This window comes from Luteimonas sp. A537 (assembly GCF_054052065.1).
In genome coordinates this window covers 242,647-258,792 of the sequence record NZ_JBSVRH010000004.1, presented here as the reverse complement: position 1 = coordinate 258,792, position 16,146 = coordinate 242,647, and the positions used below count along the sequence as shown (strand labels likewise).

At 69.2% G+C, this 16,146-nt stretch carries 13 protein-coding genes and 2 pseudogenes; 6 read left to right on the top strand and 9 right to left on the bottom strand.

Annotated features, from left to right (window positions below):
* The first annotated feature begins 312 nt into the window (after positions 1–312).
* A complete protein-coding gene (locus ACW7GZ_RS11980) occupies positions 313–2,391 on the top strand; it encodes a M13 family metallopeptidase (RefSeq protein WP_457002883.1) in 2,079 nt (692 codons plus the stop codon).
* A 246-nt stretch (positions 2,392–2,637) separates the two neighbouring features.
* Positions 2,638–4,641, top strand: a complete 2,004-nt coding sequence (locus ACW7GZ_RS11975; RefSeq protein WP_457002381.1) for a M13 family metallopeptidase — start codon at positions 2,638–2,640, stop codon at positions 4,639–4,641.
* A 53-nt stretch (positions 4,642–4,694) separates the two neighbouring features.
* Here ACW7GZ_RS11975 and ACW7GZ_RS11970 read toward each other — a convergent pair whose 3' ends face one another.
* Together ACW7GZ_RS11970 and ACW7GZ_RS11965 are read right to left on the bottom strand one after the other, a co-directional pair.
* On the bottom strand, positions 4,695–5,360 hold the full coding sequence (locus ACW7GZ_RS11970; protein ID WP_457002379.1) for a rhomboid family intramembrane serine protease: 666 nt from the start codon (positions 5,358–5,360) through the stop codon (positions 4,695–4,697).
* A gap of 67 nt (positions 5,361–5,427) precedes the next feature.
* Positions 5,428–5,763 carry an MGMT family protein gene (locus ACW7GZ_RS11965; protein WP_457002377.1) on the bottom strand — a complete coding sequence of 112 codons (336 nt, stop codon included), beginning with the start codon at positions 5,761–5,763 and terminating at the stop codon, positions 5,428–5,430.
* Positions 5,764–5,805: 42 nt separating this feature from the next.
* Here ACW7GZ_RS11965 and ACW7GZ_RS11960 point away from each other — a divergent pair, with 42 nt between their 5' ends.
* Positions 5,806–6,216 (top strand): hypothetical protein, encoded by a 411-nt coding sequence (locus ACW7GZ_RS11960; RefSeq protein ID WP_457002375.1) that lies wholly within the window; start codon positions 5,806–5,808, stop codon positions 6,214–6,216.
* A gap of 7 nt (positions 6,217–6,223) precedes the next feature.
* On the opposite strand, the gene ACW7GZ_RS11955 is transcribed toward ACW7GZ_RS11960, so the two are convergent.
* Positions 6,224–7,351, bottom strand: coding sequence for an anion permease (locus tag ACW7GZ_RS11955; RefSeq protein ID WP_457009404.1), 1,128 nt, complete (start codon positions 7,349–7,351; stop codon positions 6,224–6,226).
* Positions 7,352–7,360: 9 nt separating this feature from the next.
* Complete coding sequence (locus ACW7GZ_RS11950) at positions 7,361–7,987, bottom strand: DUF47 domain-containing protein (protein WP_457009402.1); 627 nt, start codon at positions 7,985–7,987, stop codon at positions 7,361–7,363.
* A 273-nt stretch (positions 7,988–8,260) separates the two neighbouring features.
* On the opposite strand from ACW7GZ_RS11950, the gene ACW7GZ_RS11945 reads away from it, so the two are divergent.
* Positions 8,261–9,568 (top strand): hemolysin family protein, encoded by a 1,308-nt coding sequence (locus ACW7GZ_RS11945; protein WP_457002370.1) that lies wholly within the window; start codon positions 8,261–8,263, stop codon positions 9,566–9,568.
* On the top strand, positions 9,561–10,184 hold the full coding sequence (locus tag ACW7GZ_RS11940) for an exopolysaccharide biosynthesis protein (protein ID WP_457002368.1): 624 nt from the start codon (positions 9,561–9,563) through the stop codon (positions 10,182–10,184). The genes ACW7GZ_RS11945 and ACW7GZ_RS11940 overlap by 8 nt, the downstream gene beginning before the upstream one ends.
* Positions 10,185–10,214: 30 nt before the next feature.
* On the opposite strand, the pseudogene ACW7GZ_RS11935 reads toward ACW7GZ_RS11940, so the two are convergent.
* The 4 genes and pseudogenes from ACW7GZ_RS11935 to ACW7GZ_RS11920 all read right to left on the bottom strand — a co-directional run.
* Positions 10,215–10,955, bottom strand: a pseudogene (locus ACW7GZ_RS11935) (putative bifunctional diguanylate cyclase/phosphodiesterase); the annotation flags it as partial.
* Positions 10,956–11,030: 75 nt separating this feature from the next.
* Positions 11,031–11,744: pseudogene (locus tag ACW7GZ_RS11930) on the bottom strand (diguanylate cyclase domain-containing protein); the annotation flags it as partial.
* A gap of 596 nt (positions 11,745–12,340) precedes the next feature.
* Positions 12,341–13,249 (bottom strand): phosphate/phosphite/phosphonate ABC transporter substrate-binding protein, encoded by a 909-nt coding sequence (locus tag ACW7GZ_RS11925; RefSeq protein WP_457002366.1) that lies wholly within the window; start codon positions 13,247–13,249, stop codon positions 12,341–12,343.
* A gap of 71 nt (positions 13,250–13,320) precedes the next feature.
* Positions 13,321–14,124, bottom strand: coding sequence for an RNA methyltransferase (locus tag ACW7GZ_RS11920; RefSeq protein WP_457009400.1), 804 nt, complete (start codon positions 14,122–14,124; stop codon positions 13,321–13,323).
* An 85-nt stretch (positions 14,125–14,209) separates the two neighbouring features.
* On the opposite strand from ACW7GZ_RS11920, the gene ACW7GZ_RS11915 reads away from it, so the two are divergent.
* Positions 14,210–15,034 (top strand): inositol monophosphatase family protein, encoded by an 825-nt coding sequence (locus ACW7GZ_RS11915; protein ID WP_457009398.1) that lies wholly within the window; start codon positions 14,210–14,212, stop codon positions 15,032–15,034.
* Positions 15,035–15,166: 132 nt separating this feature from the next.
* Here ACW7GZ_RS11915 and secF read toward each other — a convergent pair whose 3' ends face one another.
* Positions 15,167–16,132 carry a protein translocase subunit SecF gene (gene secF, locus ACW7GZ_RS11910; protein ID WP_457002360.1) on the bottom strand — a complete coding sequence of 322 codons (966 nt, stop codon included), beginning with the start codon at positions 16,130–16,132 and terminating at the stop codon, positions 15,167–15,169.
* Positions 16,133–16,146 lie beyond the last annotated feature (14 nt).

The following is a 16,146-nucleotide window of genomic DNA, read 5'->3' as shown; positions in this document are numbered from 1 at the left end:
GCGCGACGAGAGACGTGCGGGAGTTAAAGGGCCGGGCCGCCTGGGGCGACCGCGGCTGGGCAATGACCGGATAACGGACTGCCGTGCGCCAACCCCGCCATCATACGGCAGAAAGATGAATGTGGGAGGAGCATGATCGATGGCGGCAGCCATGCCCGCTATGACCCGCCATGACCTTCTGCACCCCCGACAACGGGAGTGCAGGCGTAAATTCAGGGGCCGGCCCGCTCGCGTGGCCGATCCATCCCATCACCCATGCCCACCAGGGCGGAGTTCGCCGTGAGCCATTTTTCCAAGTCCGCACCCAAGTTCCTGCTGTTGTCGCTGGCCGTTGCCACCGCGGTGGCCGGTTGCCAGCGCGACGCCGCGACCGAAACCGCGGCCGTCGACGCCCCGCCCGCCGCCACCGCCGCGTTCACCCTCGACGAATCCACGCTTCCCGGCGTCAACAGCTTCATGGCCAGCGACTTCGACCCCAATGGCAACGCCTGCACCGATTTCGGCGCGTACGTGAACGGTACGTGGCTCGCGGCCAACCCGGTCCCCGGCGACCGCACTTCATGGGGTGCCTTCGAGATGCTCGACGAGCGCTCGCAGGCGATCCAGCGCCAGCTGGCCGACCAGGCCGCGGCGGTTGAAGGCGCGACCGGCGTCAACAAGATCGTCGGCGACATCTGGTCGACCGGCCTCGACGCGGAGGCAATCAACGCCCAGGGCATCGCGCCGCTGGAATCCGAGCTTGCCGCCATCGCCGCGCTCGACGCCCCGGCGGCGATCGCCGACTACCTGCGCAGCAGCGCGGCCAAGGGCCAGTTCACCATCTTCGGTTTCGGCCCCGAGGCCGACTTCATGGATTCGTCCATGAACATCGCCTACGCCTTCCCGGGCGGCCTCGGGCTGCCCGACAAGACCTACTACTTCGACGCTGACAAGAAGGACAAGCTCGAGGCCTACCAGGCGCACGTCGCCAAGGTCCTGGAGCTCTCCGGCGTGCCCGCCGCCGAGGCCACGAGCCAGGCCGCGGACGTGGTCGCGTTCGAAACCCGCCTGGCCAAGGTGTCGAAGTCGAGCGAAGAGATGTCGCGCGATGTCGGCCTGTTCTACAACCCGGTCAGCCCGGCCGACGCCGACGCGCTCGCACCGGACTTCGCCTGGACCACGTTCTTCGAATCCCAGGGCCTGGAGATCCCGGAGAAGTTCTCGCTCGCGATCCCTGAGTTCCACTCCGAGGTCAGCAGCATGATCGCCGACGTCGACCCCGCGACCTGGCAGTCCTACCTGCGCTTCCATACCGTCGACGGCGCCTCGCCCTACCTCGCCGACGCTTTCGCCGAAGAGAACTTCAATTTCTACTCCGCCACCATGCGCGGGCAGAAGGAAATGAAGGAGCGCGGCAAGCGCGTGCTCGACACCATCGGCCAGCAGACAGGCGAGGCCCTGGGCCAGATGTACGTCGACGTCGCGTTCTCGCCTGAAGCCAAGGAGCGGATGGAATCCCTGGTCACCAACCTGAGCGAGGCGCTGAAGCTGCGCATCGAGAACCTCGACTGGATGTCCGACGAGACCAAGGCCAAGGCCATGGAGAAGTGGGCCAGCTTCACGCCCAAGATCGGCTACCCGGACAAGTGGCGCGACTGGTCGGGCCTGGAGACCTCGCGCGACAGCTACATCGGCAACGTGCTGGCCGCCAACGAGTTCAACTACAAGTGGATGCTGGGCAAGATCGGCAAGCCGGTCGACAAGACCGAATGGGCGATGCCGCCGCAGATGGTCAACGCCTACTACAACCCGCTGGCCAACGAGATCGTGTTCCCGGCCGCGATCCTGCAGCCGCCGTTCTTCGACGCCGAGGCCGACGATCCGCTCAACTACGGCGGCATCGGCGCGGTGATCGGGCATGAAATGACCCACGGCTACGACGACCAGGGCAGCCGCTTCGATGCCAGCGGCAAGTTCCAGAACTGGTGGACCGAGGCCGATGCCAAGGGCTTCCTGGGACGCACCGACAAGCTGATCGCCCAGTTCAACGACTACGAGGCCGCGCCCGGCCTGCACGTCAACGGCAAGCTGACGCTCGGCGAGAACATCGCCGACCTCGGCGGCCTGGCCACGGCCTACGACGCGATGAAGAAGGCCACCGCCGGCAGCGAGGACCCGATGATCGAGGGCCTGTCCCGCGACCAGCGCTTCTTCGCCAACTGGGCCACGGTGTGGCGCCGCAATTTCACCGACGAGGAGTTGAAGGTGCGCATCGCCACCGACCCGCACGCCCCGGCGAACTTCCGCGCGATCGGCGCGCCCTCGAACCTGCCGGCCTTCGCCGCTGCGTTCCAGTGCACCCCCGGCAGCGCCATGGTCCGCGAAGGCGAGTCCCAGGTCGTGATCTGGTAACGCAGCACACGCACTGCGAAAAAGGCCCGGCCCATGCCGGGCCTTTTTTTGTGGCGCTGATCCCGATTGCGTGGGGCTTGCGGTTGATTTCGGACAGGCCGGGGGAGCACACCCCCTGTGTGCGGGACGGGCAGCGCGGACCCCCGTCGCGGTTCGCCGCCCCGATTCCTGTTCGCGGCCGGGGTGGCTGTCTTTACGCGCGCGCCCACTTGCTAGACTGCCTCCGCCCTTTCGCCGGATCCAACGATGCCCAAGTACGCCCCGCTCGCCTTCGCGCTCACCGCCAGCCTCGTCATCGGCCTGGTGTCCCCGGATGCCGAAGCACAGCGCCGCGCCTCGCGCGCACCCGCAGGCCCCACCGCCTGCGGCGACTTCGACGCCTTCGCCAACCAGGCCTGGCTGGCCGCCAACCCGGTCCAGGACGCCGGCGCGGTATCCGCGCTGGGCCAACTGCAGGCGCGCGTGCTCGAGCAGCAACGCGAACTGCTGTCCACGGCGATGAACGCCCCGCAGGGCCCCGTGCAGACGCTGCTCGGCGACTTCTGGGCCAGCGGCCTTGACCAGGCCGCGGTCGAGGCCGACGGCGCCCGGCCCATCGCGCCCCTGCTCGACCGCATCAACGGAATCAAGCGCGCGAAGGACATCCCGCCGGCGATCGCCGCACTGCACCAGGTCGGGATCCCGGTGGTGTTCAACTTCAGCGCCGACCTCGACCTGGCCGACCTCGACCGCCACATCGGCTACTTCGCCCAGGGCGGAACGGGCCTGCCCGACCCCGCGTACTACACCCGCGAGGACGCGGATTCCCGCGCCGTGCTGGGCCTGTACAACAGCTACGTGCAGAAGATCCTGGCGCTGACCGGCACCGCCGAGGCCGACCTCGCGGCCGAGGCGCAGGCGGTCATCGACATCGAGACGCGCATCGCGCGCGCATCGCTGCCGGTGGCCTCGCTGCGCGACCCGCGCAGGAACTACGCGCTGGTGCCCACCGAAGGCCTGGACAAGGCGTACAAGCGCCTGCAGCTGTCCGAGTTCCTGGCCGCCCAGGGCGTCGCCGACGACAGCGTCTCGATCGCCAACCCCGAACTGTTCACCGCCCTCGACGGCATCGTCGGCAGCCTCAAGCCGGCGCAGTGGAAGACCTACCTGCGCTTCCACGTGGGCGACGCGATGGCGCCCTACCTGTCCAAGGGCTTCCGCGACGCCTCCTTCGACTTCCGCGGCCGCGTGCTGCGCGGCGAGGCCGCGCAGCCGTCGCGCGAACAGCTGGTCCTGCAGGCGATCAACCACGCCGCCGGGCAGATGCTCGCGCGCGAGTACGTCGCCCGCTACCTGCCGCCGGCCAGCCGCAGCCGCGCCGAAGCGGTGGCCGGGGACGTCCGCGACGCCCTCATGCGCGCGGTCGAACGCGCGCCGTGGATGGACGATGCCACCCGCGCCGAGGCGGTCGCCAAGGTCAAGGGCCTGGGCATCGAGATCGGCGCGCCGGTGCGCAACATCGACTACACCGTGCAGCCCATGGGCCGCGGCAGCTTCGGCGGCAACATGCTGATCGCCTCCACCTGGCACCACCGCGAGGAGATGCGGCGCATCGGCCGCGGCAATGCCCAGCGCCGTTGGCCGGTGCTGCCTCAGGAGCCGGCGCTGGCCTACGACGCCGCCCACAACCGCCTGCTGGTGTCGGCCGCGATGCTGCAGCCCCCGGTGCTGGACATGTCGCTGGACGGCGCCGCGCATTACGGCGCGTTCGGGGCCCTGGTCGCGCACGAACTCGGCCACGCCGTGGACGGCAAGGGCCGGCACGTCGATTCCCGCGGCGAGATCCGCGACTGGTGGACGCCGGGAACGGCGACGGCCTGGACCGACCGCCTCAACGCGCTCGCGGCGCAGTACGGGAACTACGACTATCCGGGGCTGTCCGGGCGCAAGCTCGACGGCACCAGGACCGCCGACGAGAACGCCGCCGACGTCGCCGCGGTCGAGATCGCCTGGGACGCCTTCAGCCACGCCATGCCCGAGGCCGGCGAGGACGGGAAGAAGGCCTTCTCCAACGCATGGGCCGGTGTGTGGAGCGAGCAGGTGTCACCCGCGGTCGCCGAGCAGCGCGCCGGCACCGCCGTGCAGGCGCCCGGCAAGTGGCGCATCAACGGCCCCCTGTCCAATCTGCCCGCGTTCGCCACGACCTGGGGCTGCAAGGCAGGCAACGCCATGGTCCGCAAAGAGGAAGACCGCGTCGGCGTCTGGCGCTGACGCCGGCCTGCCTCACGGCGCGCCGCGGCCCATGGGCGCGGCGCGGAGGTGGCTCAGAAACGCCGCGCCGGGGGCCTGCGGCGCGAGCCGCGGCCGAAGGGCGGCTGGCCGCGCCAGTAGCGGATCAGCAGCCAGCCGAACAGCATGCCGCCCAGGTGTGCGAAGTGGGCCACGTTCGGCTGCCGGCCGGTGATGCCCATCACCAGCGTGATCACGCCGAAGACGATGGCGAGCGTGCGCGCCTTCATCGGGATCGGCGGGATCAGCAGCATCACCCGCTGGTGCGGGAACAGCATGCCGTAGGCCAGGAGCAGGCCGAACACGCCGCCCGAGGCACCCAGCGTCGGGTAGGGCTGGCCGCCCTGGGCCAGCGTCCAGCTCACGATGCCGAGCTGGCACAGCCCCGCGCCGACCACGCAGACCAGGAAATAGGTGAGGAAGCGCCTGGGGCCCCAAGTGTATTCAAGCTGCGCCCCGAACATCACCAGCGCCAGCATGTTGAACAGCAGGTGCGCCAGGTCGCCGTGCAGGAAGCCGTAAGTGACCAGCTGCCACGGCCAGAAGCCCGGCACGCCGGCCATCCTCATGAACGCGTCCACCCCGGGCGGCCACAGCATCAGCGACGCGAAGGCCGCGCTTCCGAGCAGGCTCTGGAGCAGGAAGACGCCGGCGTTGGCGATCAGCAGGCCCTTGGTGACGGGCGGCAGGTTGGTGAGCATTCGGGGTCCTTGCGCGTGCACCGGCAATGATAGCGTTTACATCGCGCGGCCCGGCCGCCGGAAGCCGCTAGCCCGGCCCCCAGACCTGCGCGTCCAGCGAAGTCGCCCTGCGCGCGGACGCGCAGGCGCGCCCGGCGGTGACCGCCACGCCTTCGGCCCGCAGGCGCCGCACCTGCTCGTCCCACGCCGCCGAGCCCTGCGGGAACGCGATCCGCCCGTCGCTGCGCAGCACCCTGTGCCACGGCAGCGCGGGATCGTCGCTGCCGGCAAGGAGCTTCGCCACCCAGCGCGCACGCCCGGGAAGCCCTGCGCGGCGCGCGACCTCGCCGTAGCCGGCGACCTCGCCGCGCGGGATCGCGCGGACGGCGGCGAGGATGCGTTGGGCGGGGTCCGGAAGCGCCATTGCGCTAGGATAGCCATCCCGTCCGCCCCCGCGGGAGCCCGCATGCAGAACTTCGATCAGGTCCGCCGCCAGCTGGCAGTGGACGGCTTCCGGACCACCGTCGACGAAGCCTTCGTGATCGGCGTCGAACTCAGCCTCGACGATGGCCGCCGCCACCAGGCGATCTTCCTTTCCGAACTCCACGACGACGACCGGCGCTGCTACCTGCGCGTGAGCACGGCGGTGGCGCCGATCACCGGCGTCGACGCGCGGCGCGCGCTCGCGTTCAACTGGGACAGCCGCGTGGGCTACCTCGCCATCGGCAAGCTCGACGACGTGCCCTACCTTCAGCTGTGCGAGAACCGCCCCTACGAGGGCCTGGACGCGGCCGAACTCGGCCGGCTGGTGCTGGAGATCGGCGGCATGGGCGACCGCCTGGAACGCCTGCTCAGCGCCGACGGCGACCTGCTCTGAGCCCGGCTCACAGCCAGCCCAGCCAACCGAGCAGCCGATAGAGCCCGTAGGCGATGCCGCCCGACATCGGGATCGTCAGGATCCAGGCGCCGATCATCTTCTCGACCACGGTCCACTTGATGGCATTGAGCCGCTTGGCCGTGCCCACGCCCATGATCGCGGTCGAGATGTTGTGCGTCGTGGACACCGGGATGCCCAGCGACGAGGCCGCCAGGATTACCGACGCCGCGCTGGTTTCCGCCGCGAAGCCGTGGATCGGATGCAGCTTGACCAGCTTGTGGCCCAGGGTCTTGATGATCCGCCAGCCGCCGGCGGCGGTGCCCGCGGCCATCACCAGCGCGCAGGTGAACTTGATCCAGAGGTCGATGTCGCCCTCGGCCAGCGCGCCTTCGGACGGATGCAGGAAGGCCAGCCAGCCCGGAAGCGCGTCGAGCGTGCCCGCCGACTGCGCGCTCACCAGCGCCAGGGCAATGATGCCCATGGTCTTCTGCGCATCGTTCATGCCGTGGGCGAAGCCCATGCCGGCGGCGCTGACGATCTGCGCCTTGCCGAAGAAACCGTTCACCCAGCGCGGCCGCGCGATGCGCGCCAGCCAGCCGCCGCTGCGCGCCATCATCGAGATCACGAAAAACAGCACGCCCATCATCAGGAAGCCGGCGGCGAAGCCCAGCACCGGCGAACTGACCATCGGCACGACCACCTTCCACAGCACGCCGGCGCTCTGCCAGGCGGGCTCCGCGGGCTGCGACCAGATGATCGCGTCCCAGTTGTTGGACGTGGCCGCGAGCGCCGCGCCGATCAGGCCACCGATCAGGGCGTGCGAGGACGATGACGGCAACCCGAACCACCAGGTGATCAGGTTCCAGGTGATGCCGCCCAGCAGCGCGCACAGGATCAGCTGCGAGCCCACCTCGACCACGCCGGCGTCGATCAGCCCCGAGGCGATCGTCTTCGCCACCGCGGTGCCGGCCAGCGCACCGATCAGGTTCATGCTTGCCGCCAGGCCCACCGCCTGCATCGGCGTCAGGACCTTGGTCGCGACCACGGTGGCGATGGAGTTCGCCGTGTCGTGGAACCCGTTGATGTATTCGAACGCGAGCGCGACCAGGATGACGATCAGCACCAGGGTGAGCATGGGCTGGCCTCAGCTGTTCTTGAGCACGATTTCGTAGGCCACCACGCCCGCCTCGCGGCAGCGGTCGATGGCCTTCTCGAGGATCTCGAAGAACTCCTTGAGCAGGAACATCTGCTGGGCGTCGAGCCGGCCGGAATAGAGGTCGCGGTAAAGCTCGAGCATCAGCCGGTCGGCCTCGTTCTCGAGCGCGCGCAGTTCGTCGTTGAGCGCCTTCATCGGCTCGAGCTTCAGCTGGCGCAGCTGCTTCACCATCTTCAGCACCACGCCGGCGGCCTGCTCCAGCATCGCCGCGCGCGGCGCGAAATCGATGTGCCCCAAGTGTTGCGTGGCCAGCGCGTAGCGGTCGGCGAACTTCTCGATCTGCTTGGGGATCTTGTAAAGCGCCGAGCCCAGGGCCTCGATGTCCTCGCGCTCGATCGGGGTGATGAAGCTGTCCACCAGCGCCTGGCTGATCTTGTTGGATGCCTCGCGCTCGCGCAGGCGGGCCAGCTTGAAGGCGTCCAGCGCCGGTTGGCGGTCGGCCTCGCGCAGCATCTGGTGGAGCGCCACGGCGGCGTCCTGTGCGGCCTGGGCGGCCTCCTCGAGCAGCGTGTAGAACTGCTTGCCTTGGCCGAACATGGTCTGCAGGGAAAACATGGGCGCGTCGCCTCGTCGGGAATGCGGGGTCCGCGCGTGGCCGGCGGACGCGGAATTATGACCGCATCGTGACAATCCGCCCACCCCGGATGCTCCAGTCGCCCGCGGGCTGCCTGCTATGATCGCCCCGCGCCGCCCGGCGCACCCTGTTTCACGGACCACCATGGACGACGACCCTAGATCACCGCAGCGCTGCCCGCGCCCCTGCCCCGCCGCGCTGCCAAGCCCCCGCACCGCCGATCGCCACCGCCCCGGAACCGCGGGGGTGGCGCAATGATCGAGCTGCTCATCGTCGCCGCGCTGATCGTGCTCAACGGCTTCTTCGCGATGTCGGAGATGGCGCTGGTGACCGCGCGGACGTCCCGCCTGCGCCAGCTGGCCGAGACCAGCCGCGGTGCGCGCGCCGCCCTGAAACTGGCCGAGCACCCGGACAACCTGCTCTCCACCGTGCAGATCGGCATCACCCTGATCGGCGTGCTCACCGGTCTCTTCGGCGGCGAGGCCATCGGCCTGCAGGTCGCCGACTGGGTCCGCGGCCTGGTGCCTTCGGCAGCCGAGTACGCGCGCCCGATCGGCATCAGCACCGCGGTCGGCATGATCACCGCCGGTACCGTGATCTTCGGCGAGCTGATCCCCAAGCGCCTGGCCCTGACCAATGCCGAGACCATCGCCAGCGCGGTGGCGCTGCCGCTGGAAGCGCTGGCCACCGTCGCCAAGCCCGTGGTGTTCGCCCTGGGTTCGATCAACCGCGCCGTGCTGCGCCTGCTCGGCATCAAGGACGACGAGCGCAACGCGATCTCCGAAGAGGAAATCCGGATGCTGGTCAGCGAAGGCCACGCCCAGGGCGTGATCGATGCCGACGAGCGCAACATGATGAACCGGGTACTGCACCTGGGCGACCGCGACGCGCACAGCCTGATGACGCCGCGCACGCGCATCGCCTGGCTCGACGTCTCGGAGAGCTTCGAGGACAACCTCGCGACCATGCGCGAAACGCCGTTCTCGCGCTATCCCGTGTACCTGGGCAGCGACGACCAAGTGGCCGGGATCCTCGAAGTCAAATCGCTGATCGACCGCTTCCAGGAGGGCGAGTTCGACCTGTTCGAGCAGCTGCGCGAGCCGCTGTTCGTGTCGGAATCAACGCCGGCGATGAAGCTGATCGAGATCCTGCGCGAAGAGCAGCAATCGCTGGCCCTGGTGGTCGACGAATACGGCGACGTCACCGGCATCATCAGCGTCAACGACGTGCTCGAGGCGGTCATCGGCCGCACCTCCAGCGGCGAAGGCGCGGATTCGCATCCACTGGTGGTGGCGCGCGAGGACGGCTCGCTGCTGGTCGACGGCGCGCTGGGCGCCGATTCGCTGCGCGAACTGTTCGATGGCAAGCCCCTGCCCCACGCCGACGAGCACGACTACAACACCGCCGCCGGCATGACCATCGCCCATTTCGGACGCATTCCCAGCGCAGGCGAGCACTTCGAATGGGCCGGCTGGCGCATCGAGGTGGTCGACCTGGACGGCCCGCGCATCGACAAGCTGCTGCTCCAGCGGGTCGCGGGCAACCCGCCGGGCGATGGCTGAGCCGGATCCGCCGCGTGCCACCGCGCGCGCGGTGCTGGCGGCCCTGGCCGCCGGCCCCGCCGACGACGTGGTCACCCTGCGCTCGGTGACCGAAGGCCTGGGCGGCAGCCTGTTCGGCATGCTGCTGTTCATCGCCACCCTGCCCGCCTTCCTGCCGATCCCCGGCGTCGCCGGTGCGCTCAGCGGCCCGCTGGTGAGCGTGATCGGGCTGCAGCTTCTGGTGTGCATGCGCCGTCCCTGGCTGCCGCGCATGATCGCCGAGCGCGGCCCGAAGCGCGGCACGCTTGCGCGCTTCGAGCATCGCGTCTCGCCGTGGCTGAGGCGGCTGGAGCGCGTCATCCGCCCGCGCCTGCCCGGGATGATCGACCATCCCGCGGCGAACATGGTCACCGGCCTGCTGCTGCTCCTGCTCGGAGTGCTGCTGGCGCTGCCGATCCCGTTCACCAACTATGTGTTCGGCGTACTTCTCTTGGCCTATGCGCTGGCCCTGCTCGAACGCGACGGCGCACTGATGCTGGTCGCCTGGGGCGCGGGCCTTGCCGCGGTGACGTTCTTCGGGATCACCGGCGGCACGCTTGCGGCACTGGCCACCGAATGGGTCGACCGCCTGCTCTAGCGCGACCTGCGGGCACGCGCTCCGCCTGGCTCAGGACAACAGGCCGCGGAAGTCGTGCACGTTCATCGGATAGCCAAGCCAATAGCCCTGCGCAAGGTCGCAGCCGCGTTCGCGAAGCACTTCGTACTGGCCTTCCTTCTCCACGCCCTCGGCGACCACGGTAATGCCGAGCGAATGCGCCATGGCGATGATCGCCGTGGTCAGCGCCAGGTCGTCCGGATCGCGGAGCACGTCGGCGATGAAGCTGCGGTCGATCTTGACGCCGTCCACCGGCACCCGGCGCAGGTGGCTCAGCCCCGAGAAGCCGGTGCCGAAGTCGTCCAGCCAGACCTTGACCCCGGCATCGCGCAGGCGCGCAAGCAGGCTGCTGACGCGCAGTTCGTCGCCGATCACCGCGGTCTCGGTCAGCTCCACGTGCAGGCCGTCGGCCGGCAGCCCGGTCTCGGCCAGCGTCTGCTCCACCTGGGCCGCGAGGTCGCCGTTGCGCAGCTGTCGCGGCGAAACGTTCACCGAGACGAACAGGCCCGAGTCCGGGAAGTCGCGGCGCCATTGCATCGCGTCCCTGCAGGCCATGCGCAGCACCTGCGGGCCGATGGTTTCGATCAGGCCGCTCTGTTCGGCAACGTCTATGAACACCGAAGGCGCGATCGTGCCGCTCTCGGGATGGTGCCAGCGCAGCAGCGCCTCGGCGCCGACCAGGCGCCGGTCCTCCAGCCGGTAGACCGGCTGGTACGCCAGGCTGAGTTCGCCGCGCTCCCAGGCCCCGCGCAGGTCCTGCTCCATGCTCACCCGGCGCTCCACGGCCTGGTCCATGGCACGGCTGTAGAAGCGGTGGCAGTTCTTGCCCGCGACCTTGGCCTGGTACATGGCGATGTCGCCATTCTTCATCAGCATGGTCGCGCCGGCGGCATCGTCCGGGAACAGGGTGATCCCGATCGAGGTGCCGAGGAACACCTGGCGCCCGCCGACCACGATAGGCCGGCTGAGCTCCGCCACCAGGGTATCGGCCAGGCGACTCGCTTTTTCGCGCATGCCCGCGGCATCGCTGCCCGCGGACTCGACCAGGATCACGAACTCGTCGCCGCCAAAGCGCGCCAGCACCGCGCCGTCGCCGCCCAGGCGGTCGACCGTCTCGCGGATGCGGTTGGCGAACTGCACCAGCACTTCATCGCCGGCGTCGTGGCCAAGGGTGTCGTTGATGCGCTTGAAGTCGTCGATGTCGGCGAACAGCAGCGCCAGCTGGTGGCCGGCTCCGTGCAGTTCCATCAACCGGCGGTCCAGCGACTCGCGGAAGGCAAGCCGGTTGGCGAGGCCGGTGAGCGCATCGGTGTACGCCATGCGCCGCATGTCGCGGTCGTGGCGGGCGATGCTTTCGCGCATGTGGCCGAAGGCCCGAACCAGGTCACCGACCTCGTCCGCACGCTTGCTGTCGGGCAGCTCGGCGACGAAATTCCCGCCTTCGATCTCACGCGCGGCGTCCGCCAGCTGCCGCACCGGGCGGACCAGCGTGCGTTGGACCAGGGCACCCAGGCCCACGGCCAGCAGTACCAGCCCGGCCATGAGGGCCGCGATCCAGCCGGCATGGCGCTGGCCGATGACGGCCAGTCGCTCGGCCATGCCGGTGACGGCGCGCTGCTCGTCGGCCTTCACCGACGCCAGCGAGTAGCCCACCCGCAGGCCGCCCAGGCGGACATCGCCGATATACAGCGGGACCGCGACATCGAGCACCGTGTCGCTGGCCTGGATATGCGGTGCGCGCGCGGTCACCGCCTCGAACGCCATGGCGTCATCCATCACCTGCCCGTAGCTGCGGATGTCGCGCGAGCCATCGTGGACGACCGTACCGTCGTTGTCGTAGACCACGGCATAGGCGACATCGGGCTGCTTGAGCACGGCCCGCAGCAGCACTCCGATCTCGTCCAGGTCGAAGTAGTAAAGCGGATTGACCAGCCCGGTGGCGAGCTCGACCCCGACCGCCTCGGAGCGCTCCGCCAGGCGGTCGAAGGCCAGCGCATGCATGGACTCCTTGCCCAGCTGCAGCACTTCGTTGCGCATCACGTCCTGGCGGTGCAGCAGCATCGCGACCACGGCAAGCACAACCAGCAGCGCCATCACCAGGGCGGCCAGGAAGCGTGCGTACAGCCCGCTTGCGGGCTTCATTCAAGCACCTCGGCGACGCGGGCGACGCCAGCCCGGAGCGCGTCCAGCGACCGGCGCGTCTGTCCGTCGACCGGCATGAAGCGCGTGGTGCCGAAGAAGCGTTGCAGGGCTTCGCTTGCGGCGGGGTCGTTGGCGGCGCCGGCCAGCACTTCGCGCAGGCGTCCGGCGACCGCCGGATCGAGGTCTCCGCGCACCACCTCCAGCGCCCGCGGGTAGTCCTTGCTGGCGTGGAAGCCCACCAGGTCGCGGCGGTAGCTTTCGGGCATGTTCTGGAAATCGACGTTGCTGAAGGCGCCCGCATCCACCAGGCCCTTGTGCACCCAGCTCGAGATGTTGAACTCGGAGCGCGCGAACAGGTAGCCCACGGAACCCTCTGCCGCACGGTCGAACGGCGACAGCAGGATCTCCATCGGCATGCCGAGCGCGATCACCTCCATCGCCGGCACGTAGTAGGCACTGGTGGAGCTCGGGTTCTGGAATGCGAGGCTGCGCCCGTGCAGGTCGCCGAGGCTTTCGATCCCGCTGTCGCGGCGGGCGAAGAAGACCGTGTGGTAGGCGCCGATACCGCCGCGCTCGGTCAACAGGATCGCCTTCGCGCCGGCGCGCGCTTCGAGCGCCATCGCCCCGGCCGAGGTCTCGGTGACCCAGTCGACGCGGCCCCGGCGCAGGTAGCTTTCCATCTGCCTGGCATCGCGCGCCATGAGTATCCGACCCTCGCGGATACCGACATCGCCCATCCTCTCCACGACGTAGTCGAGCATCGGCTTGAGCTGGTCATAGTGCGCGGCCGGGTCGTCGCTGATGCGCCCAAGCACGAGCACACCGGGTTCGGTGGCGGCAACGGGAGCACACAGCGCGAGCGATGCGGCCAGCGCGGCCAACAGCTGGCGAAGGCGGCGGGACATCGCGATTCGGGTAGGACCCCGCTTGCAGAAGATGCCGCAGCGTAGCGGAAAACATGATCGCCGGCACACTTTCACGCGTCCCCGCCGCCTGCTCCGCCCGCCAGCCGCGCCATGCGCTGGGCATCGGCAAGTACTCCACGCAGCAGGCGCAGCTCGCGTTCGTCCATGTCGCAGCGCAGGAAGATCCGCCGCAGCTTGCGTAGCGCCGAGTGCGGCGCGCGGCCCTTGTGGAAGTCGATCGCATCAAGCGTATCGCCAAGCTGGCCGAAGAAGCCTTCGAGCTGGGCATGGCTGGCCGGGGGATCGCGCCTGGCACCGTCGCCCTCGCCGTCCACGCCGGACGGCGAACCGCGCTCCAGGGCTGCCACCCGCAGTTCGTAGGCCAGGACTTGCACGGCCGCGGCCAGGTTCAGCGAGCTGTAGTCCGGGTTGGCGGGGATATGCACCGCGGCGTGGCACAGCTGCAGCTCGTCGTTGTCCAGGCCGGTGCGCTCGCGGCCGAACACCAGCGCCACGTTCGCCCCACGATCCGTGGCCTCGAGCAGGCGCGCGGCCCCGGCACGCGGCGCGAGCTCTTCAAGCTGGATGCGGCGACTGCGCGCGGTACACCCCAGCACCAGGCTGCAGTCGGCCACGGCCTCGGCCAGACTGCCGACGATGGGCGCAGCGTCAAGCACATCGTCGGCACCGGCGGCCATGGCCACCGCGTCGGCATGCGGATAGCGCTCCGGCGCAACCAGGACAAGCCGCTGCAGCCCCATGGTCTTGATGGCGCGGGCGGCCGAACCGATGTTGCCCGGATGCTGGGTGCCGACCAGGACGATGCGGATCCCGCCGGTCGGCTGCGTGGTGTTCGCGATGTGCGCGGTGTTCATGGGCGCAAATGGTAAACTGTGCGACGGCCTCGAGCCGACTGTTCTTTCCCCCTGCCGCCCACACCAACGCCGGAGTCCGCCTGCGATGCTACAACCTGCCGTCAACATCATGGTCAAGGCGGCCCGCGCCGGTGGCAACATCCTCCTGCGGCACATGCACAAGCTCGATGCGATCAACGTCGTCGAGAAGGACCGCATGGATTACGCCAGCGAGGTCGACCGCCTGACCGAGATCGCCGTGGTCAAGGAGCTGCGCCGCGCCTATCCCGAATACGCCGTGCTTGGCGAGGAAGGCGGCGAGCAGAAGGGCAGCCAGGGCGCCAGCCGCTACACCTGGGTGATCGATCCGCTGGATGGAACCAGCAACTACCTGCGCGGCTTCCCGCACTGGTGCGTCTCGATCGCGCTGTGCGAAGGCCCCGAGCCGCTGCATGGGGTGATCTTCGATCCGCTGCGCAACGAACTCTTCACCGCCAGCCGCGGCGGCGGTGCGCAGCTCAATGAAAAGCGCATCCGGGTGGCCGACCGCAAGGACCTCCCCGGCAGCCTCATCACCACCGGTTTCCATCCGCGCGAGCGTTCGCGCACGGCGGCGCAGTTCGACTGCATGCGCCAGGTGCTGTCGGTGGCGGAAGACGTGCGCCGCACGGGTTCGGCCGCGCTCGACCTGGCCTACGTGGCCGCAGGTCGCACTGACGGCTATTTCGAAGCCGGCGTGCAAGCCTGGGACATCGCCGCGGGCGTCCTGCTGGTGCGCGAGGCCGGCGGCAAGGTCACCGACTACAAGGGTGCCGCGATGGGTCCGTTGCACATCGCGATGAACAGCCGCCAGGTAGTGGCCGGCAACATCCGCGTGGCCGAAGCCCTGCAAAAAACCGTCGTCGCCTCGGGCTACGCCGCGGCGTTCTGATCGCCGCGCCAGCGGCCCCGGCTTTGCCCTGAGCAGCTACAGCTGCGACCCGCCTCGCCTCACCCTGTAGGAGCAGCCAGAGCTGCTCCTACAGGTGTCTGGTTGTTGCTGAGCGGGCGCGGCACGCCGGCATCAGGGCCGGCGCGCGAGCTCCGCGTCGTCGCGCGCCTTGGGCAGCAGGTCCTGCTTGGTGACCTTGAGGAAGCCCATGCTCAGCAGCGGACAGGCGACCAGGATCGACGACAGGGTCCCGATCACGATGCCGAACATCATCGCCAGCGACATGCCTTCCAGCGAACCGCCGCCGTAGAGGAACAGCGCCAGCACGGTAAGGAAGGCCACCACCGAGGTGATGATCGTGCGCGACAGCGTCTGGTTGATCGACGCGTTCAGCACCTCCATCGGCGGCGCGCGCATGCTGCGGAAGTTCTCGCGCACGCGGTCGAAGACCACGATTGTGTCGTTGATCGAGAAGCCCATCACCGACAGCAGGCCGGCGAGCACGGTCAGGTCGAATTCCTGGCCGCTGATCGCGAACCAGCCTGCCACGATCAGCACGTCGTTGAGGGTGGTGACGATGGCCGCGACCGCGAACTTCCACTCGAAGCGGAAGCCGATGTAGATCAGGAAGCCGACAACCACGAACAGGATCGCGTACAGGCCGTTCCAGGCCAGGTCGCGACCCACCTGCGGACCGACGAAGGCGCTGCTCTGGATGGTTGCGGGATTGCCGCCGGCCGACGCCGCTTCCAGCACTTCATCCGCGGTGCGCGCCGTACCGTCTGCGCTGTTCTCGCCATCCCGCGGCTGCAGCCGCACCAGCAGGTCGCTGCCGCTGCCGAAGGTCTGCACCTGGGCACCGGCGTAGCCGGCATCGGCCAGGCGCTCGCGCACGCCGTCGACATCGGCCGGCTGTTCGAAGCGCAGCTCGACCACCGTGCCGCCGGTGAAGTCGAGCGCGTAGTTGAAGCCCTTGCCGGCGATCGCAGCGATCGTGGCGACGGTGAGCAGCGCGAACACCGCCACCGACACCCAGCGCAGGCGCATGAAGTTGATATTGGGGGTGGCCGGGATCAGGCGCAGGGGAAAAATGTTCATGTGTGGTATGCCCG

What these genes read in the sequence shown, in the direction of transcription:
- ACW7GZ_RS11975 (WP_457002381.1), top strand. Translation starts at nt 2,638, where the DNA reads ATGCCCAAGTACGCCCCGCTCGCCTTCGCGCTCACCGCCAGCCTCGTC.
- ACW7GZ_RS11970 (WP_457002379.1), bottom strand. Translation starts at nt 5,360, where the DNA reads ATGCTCACCAACCTGCCGCCCGTCACCAAGGGCCTGCTGATCGCCAAC.
- ACW7GZ_RS11965 (WP_457002377.1), bottom strand. Translation starts at nt 5,763, where the DNA reads ATGGCGCTTCCGGACCCCGCCCAACGCATCCTCGCCGCCGTCCGCGCG.
- ACW7GZ_RS11960 (WP_457002375.1), top strand. Translation starts at nt 5,806, where the DNA reads ATGCAGAACTTCGATCAGGTCCGCCGCCAGCTGGCAGTGGACGGCTTC.
- ACW7GZ_RS11955 (WP_457009404.1), bottom strand. Translation starts at nt 7,351, where the DNA reads ATGCTCACCCTGGTGCTGATCGTCATCCTGGTCGCGCTCGCGTTCGAA.
- ACW7GZ_RS11950 (WP_457009402.1), bottom strand. Translation starts at nt 7,987, where the DNA reads ATGTTTTCCCTGCAGACCATGTTCGGCCAAGGCAAGCAGTTCTACACG.
- ACW7GZ_RS11945 (WP_457002370.1), top strand. Translation starts at nt 8,261, where the DNA reads ATGATCGAGCTGCTCATCGTCGCCGCGCTGATCGTGCTCAACGGCTTC.
- ACW7GZ_RS11940 (WP_457002368.1), top strand. Translation starts at nt 9,561, where the DNA reads ATGGCTGAGCCGGATCCGCCGCGTGCCACCGCGCGCGCGGTGCTGGCG.
- ACW7GZ_RS11925 (WP_457002366.1), bottom strand. Translation starts at nt 13,249, where the DNA reads ATGTCCCGCCGCCTTCGCCAGCTGTTGGCCGCGCTGGCCGCATCGCTC.
- ACW7GZ_RS11920 (WP_457009400.1), bottom strand. Translation starts at nt 14,124, where the DNA reads ATGAACACCGCGCACATCGCGAACACCACGCAGCCGACCGGCGGGATC.
- ACW7GZ_RS11915 (WP_457009398.1), top strand. Translation starts at nt 14,210, where the DNA reads ATGCTACAACCTGCCGTCAACATCATGGTCAAGGCGGCCCGCGCCGGT.
- secF (WP_457002360.1), bottom strand. Translation starts at nt 16,132, where the DNA reads ATGAACATTTTTCCCCTGCGCCTGATCCCGGCCACCCCCAATATCAAC.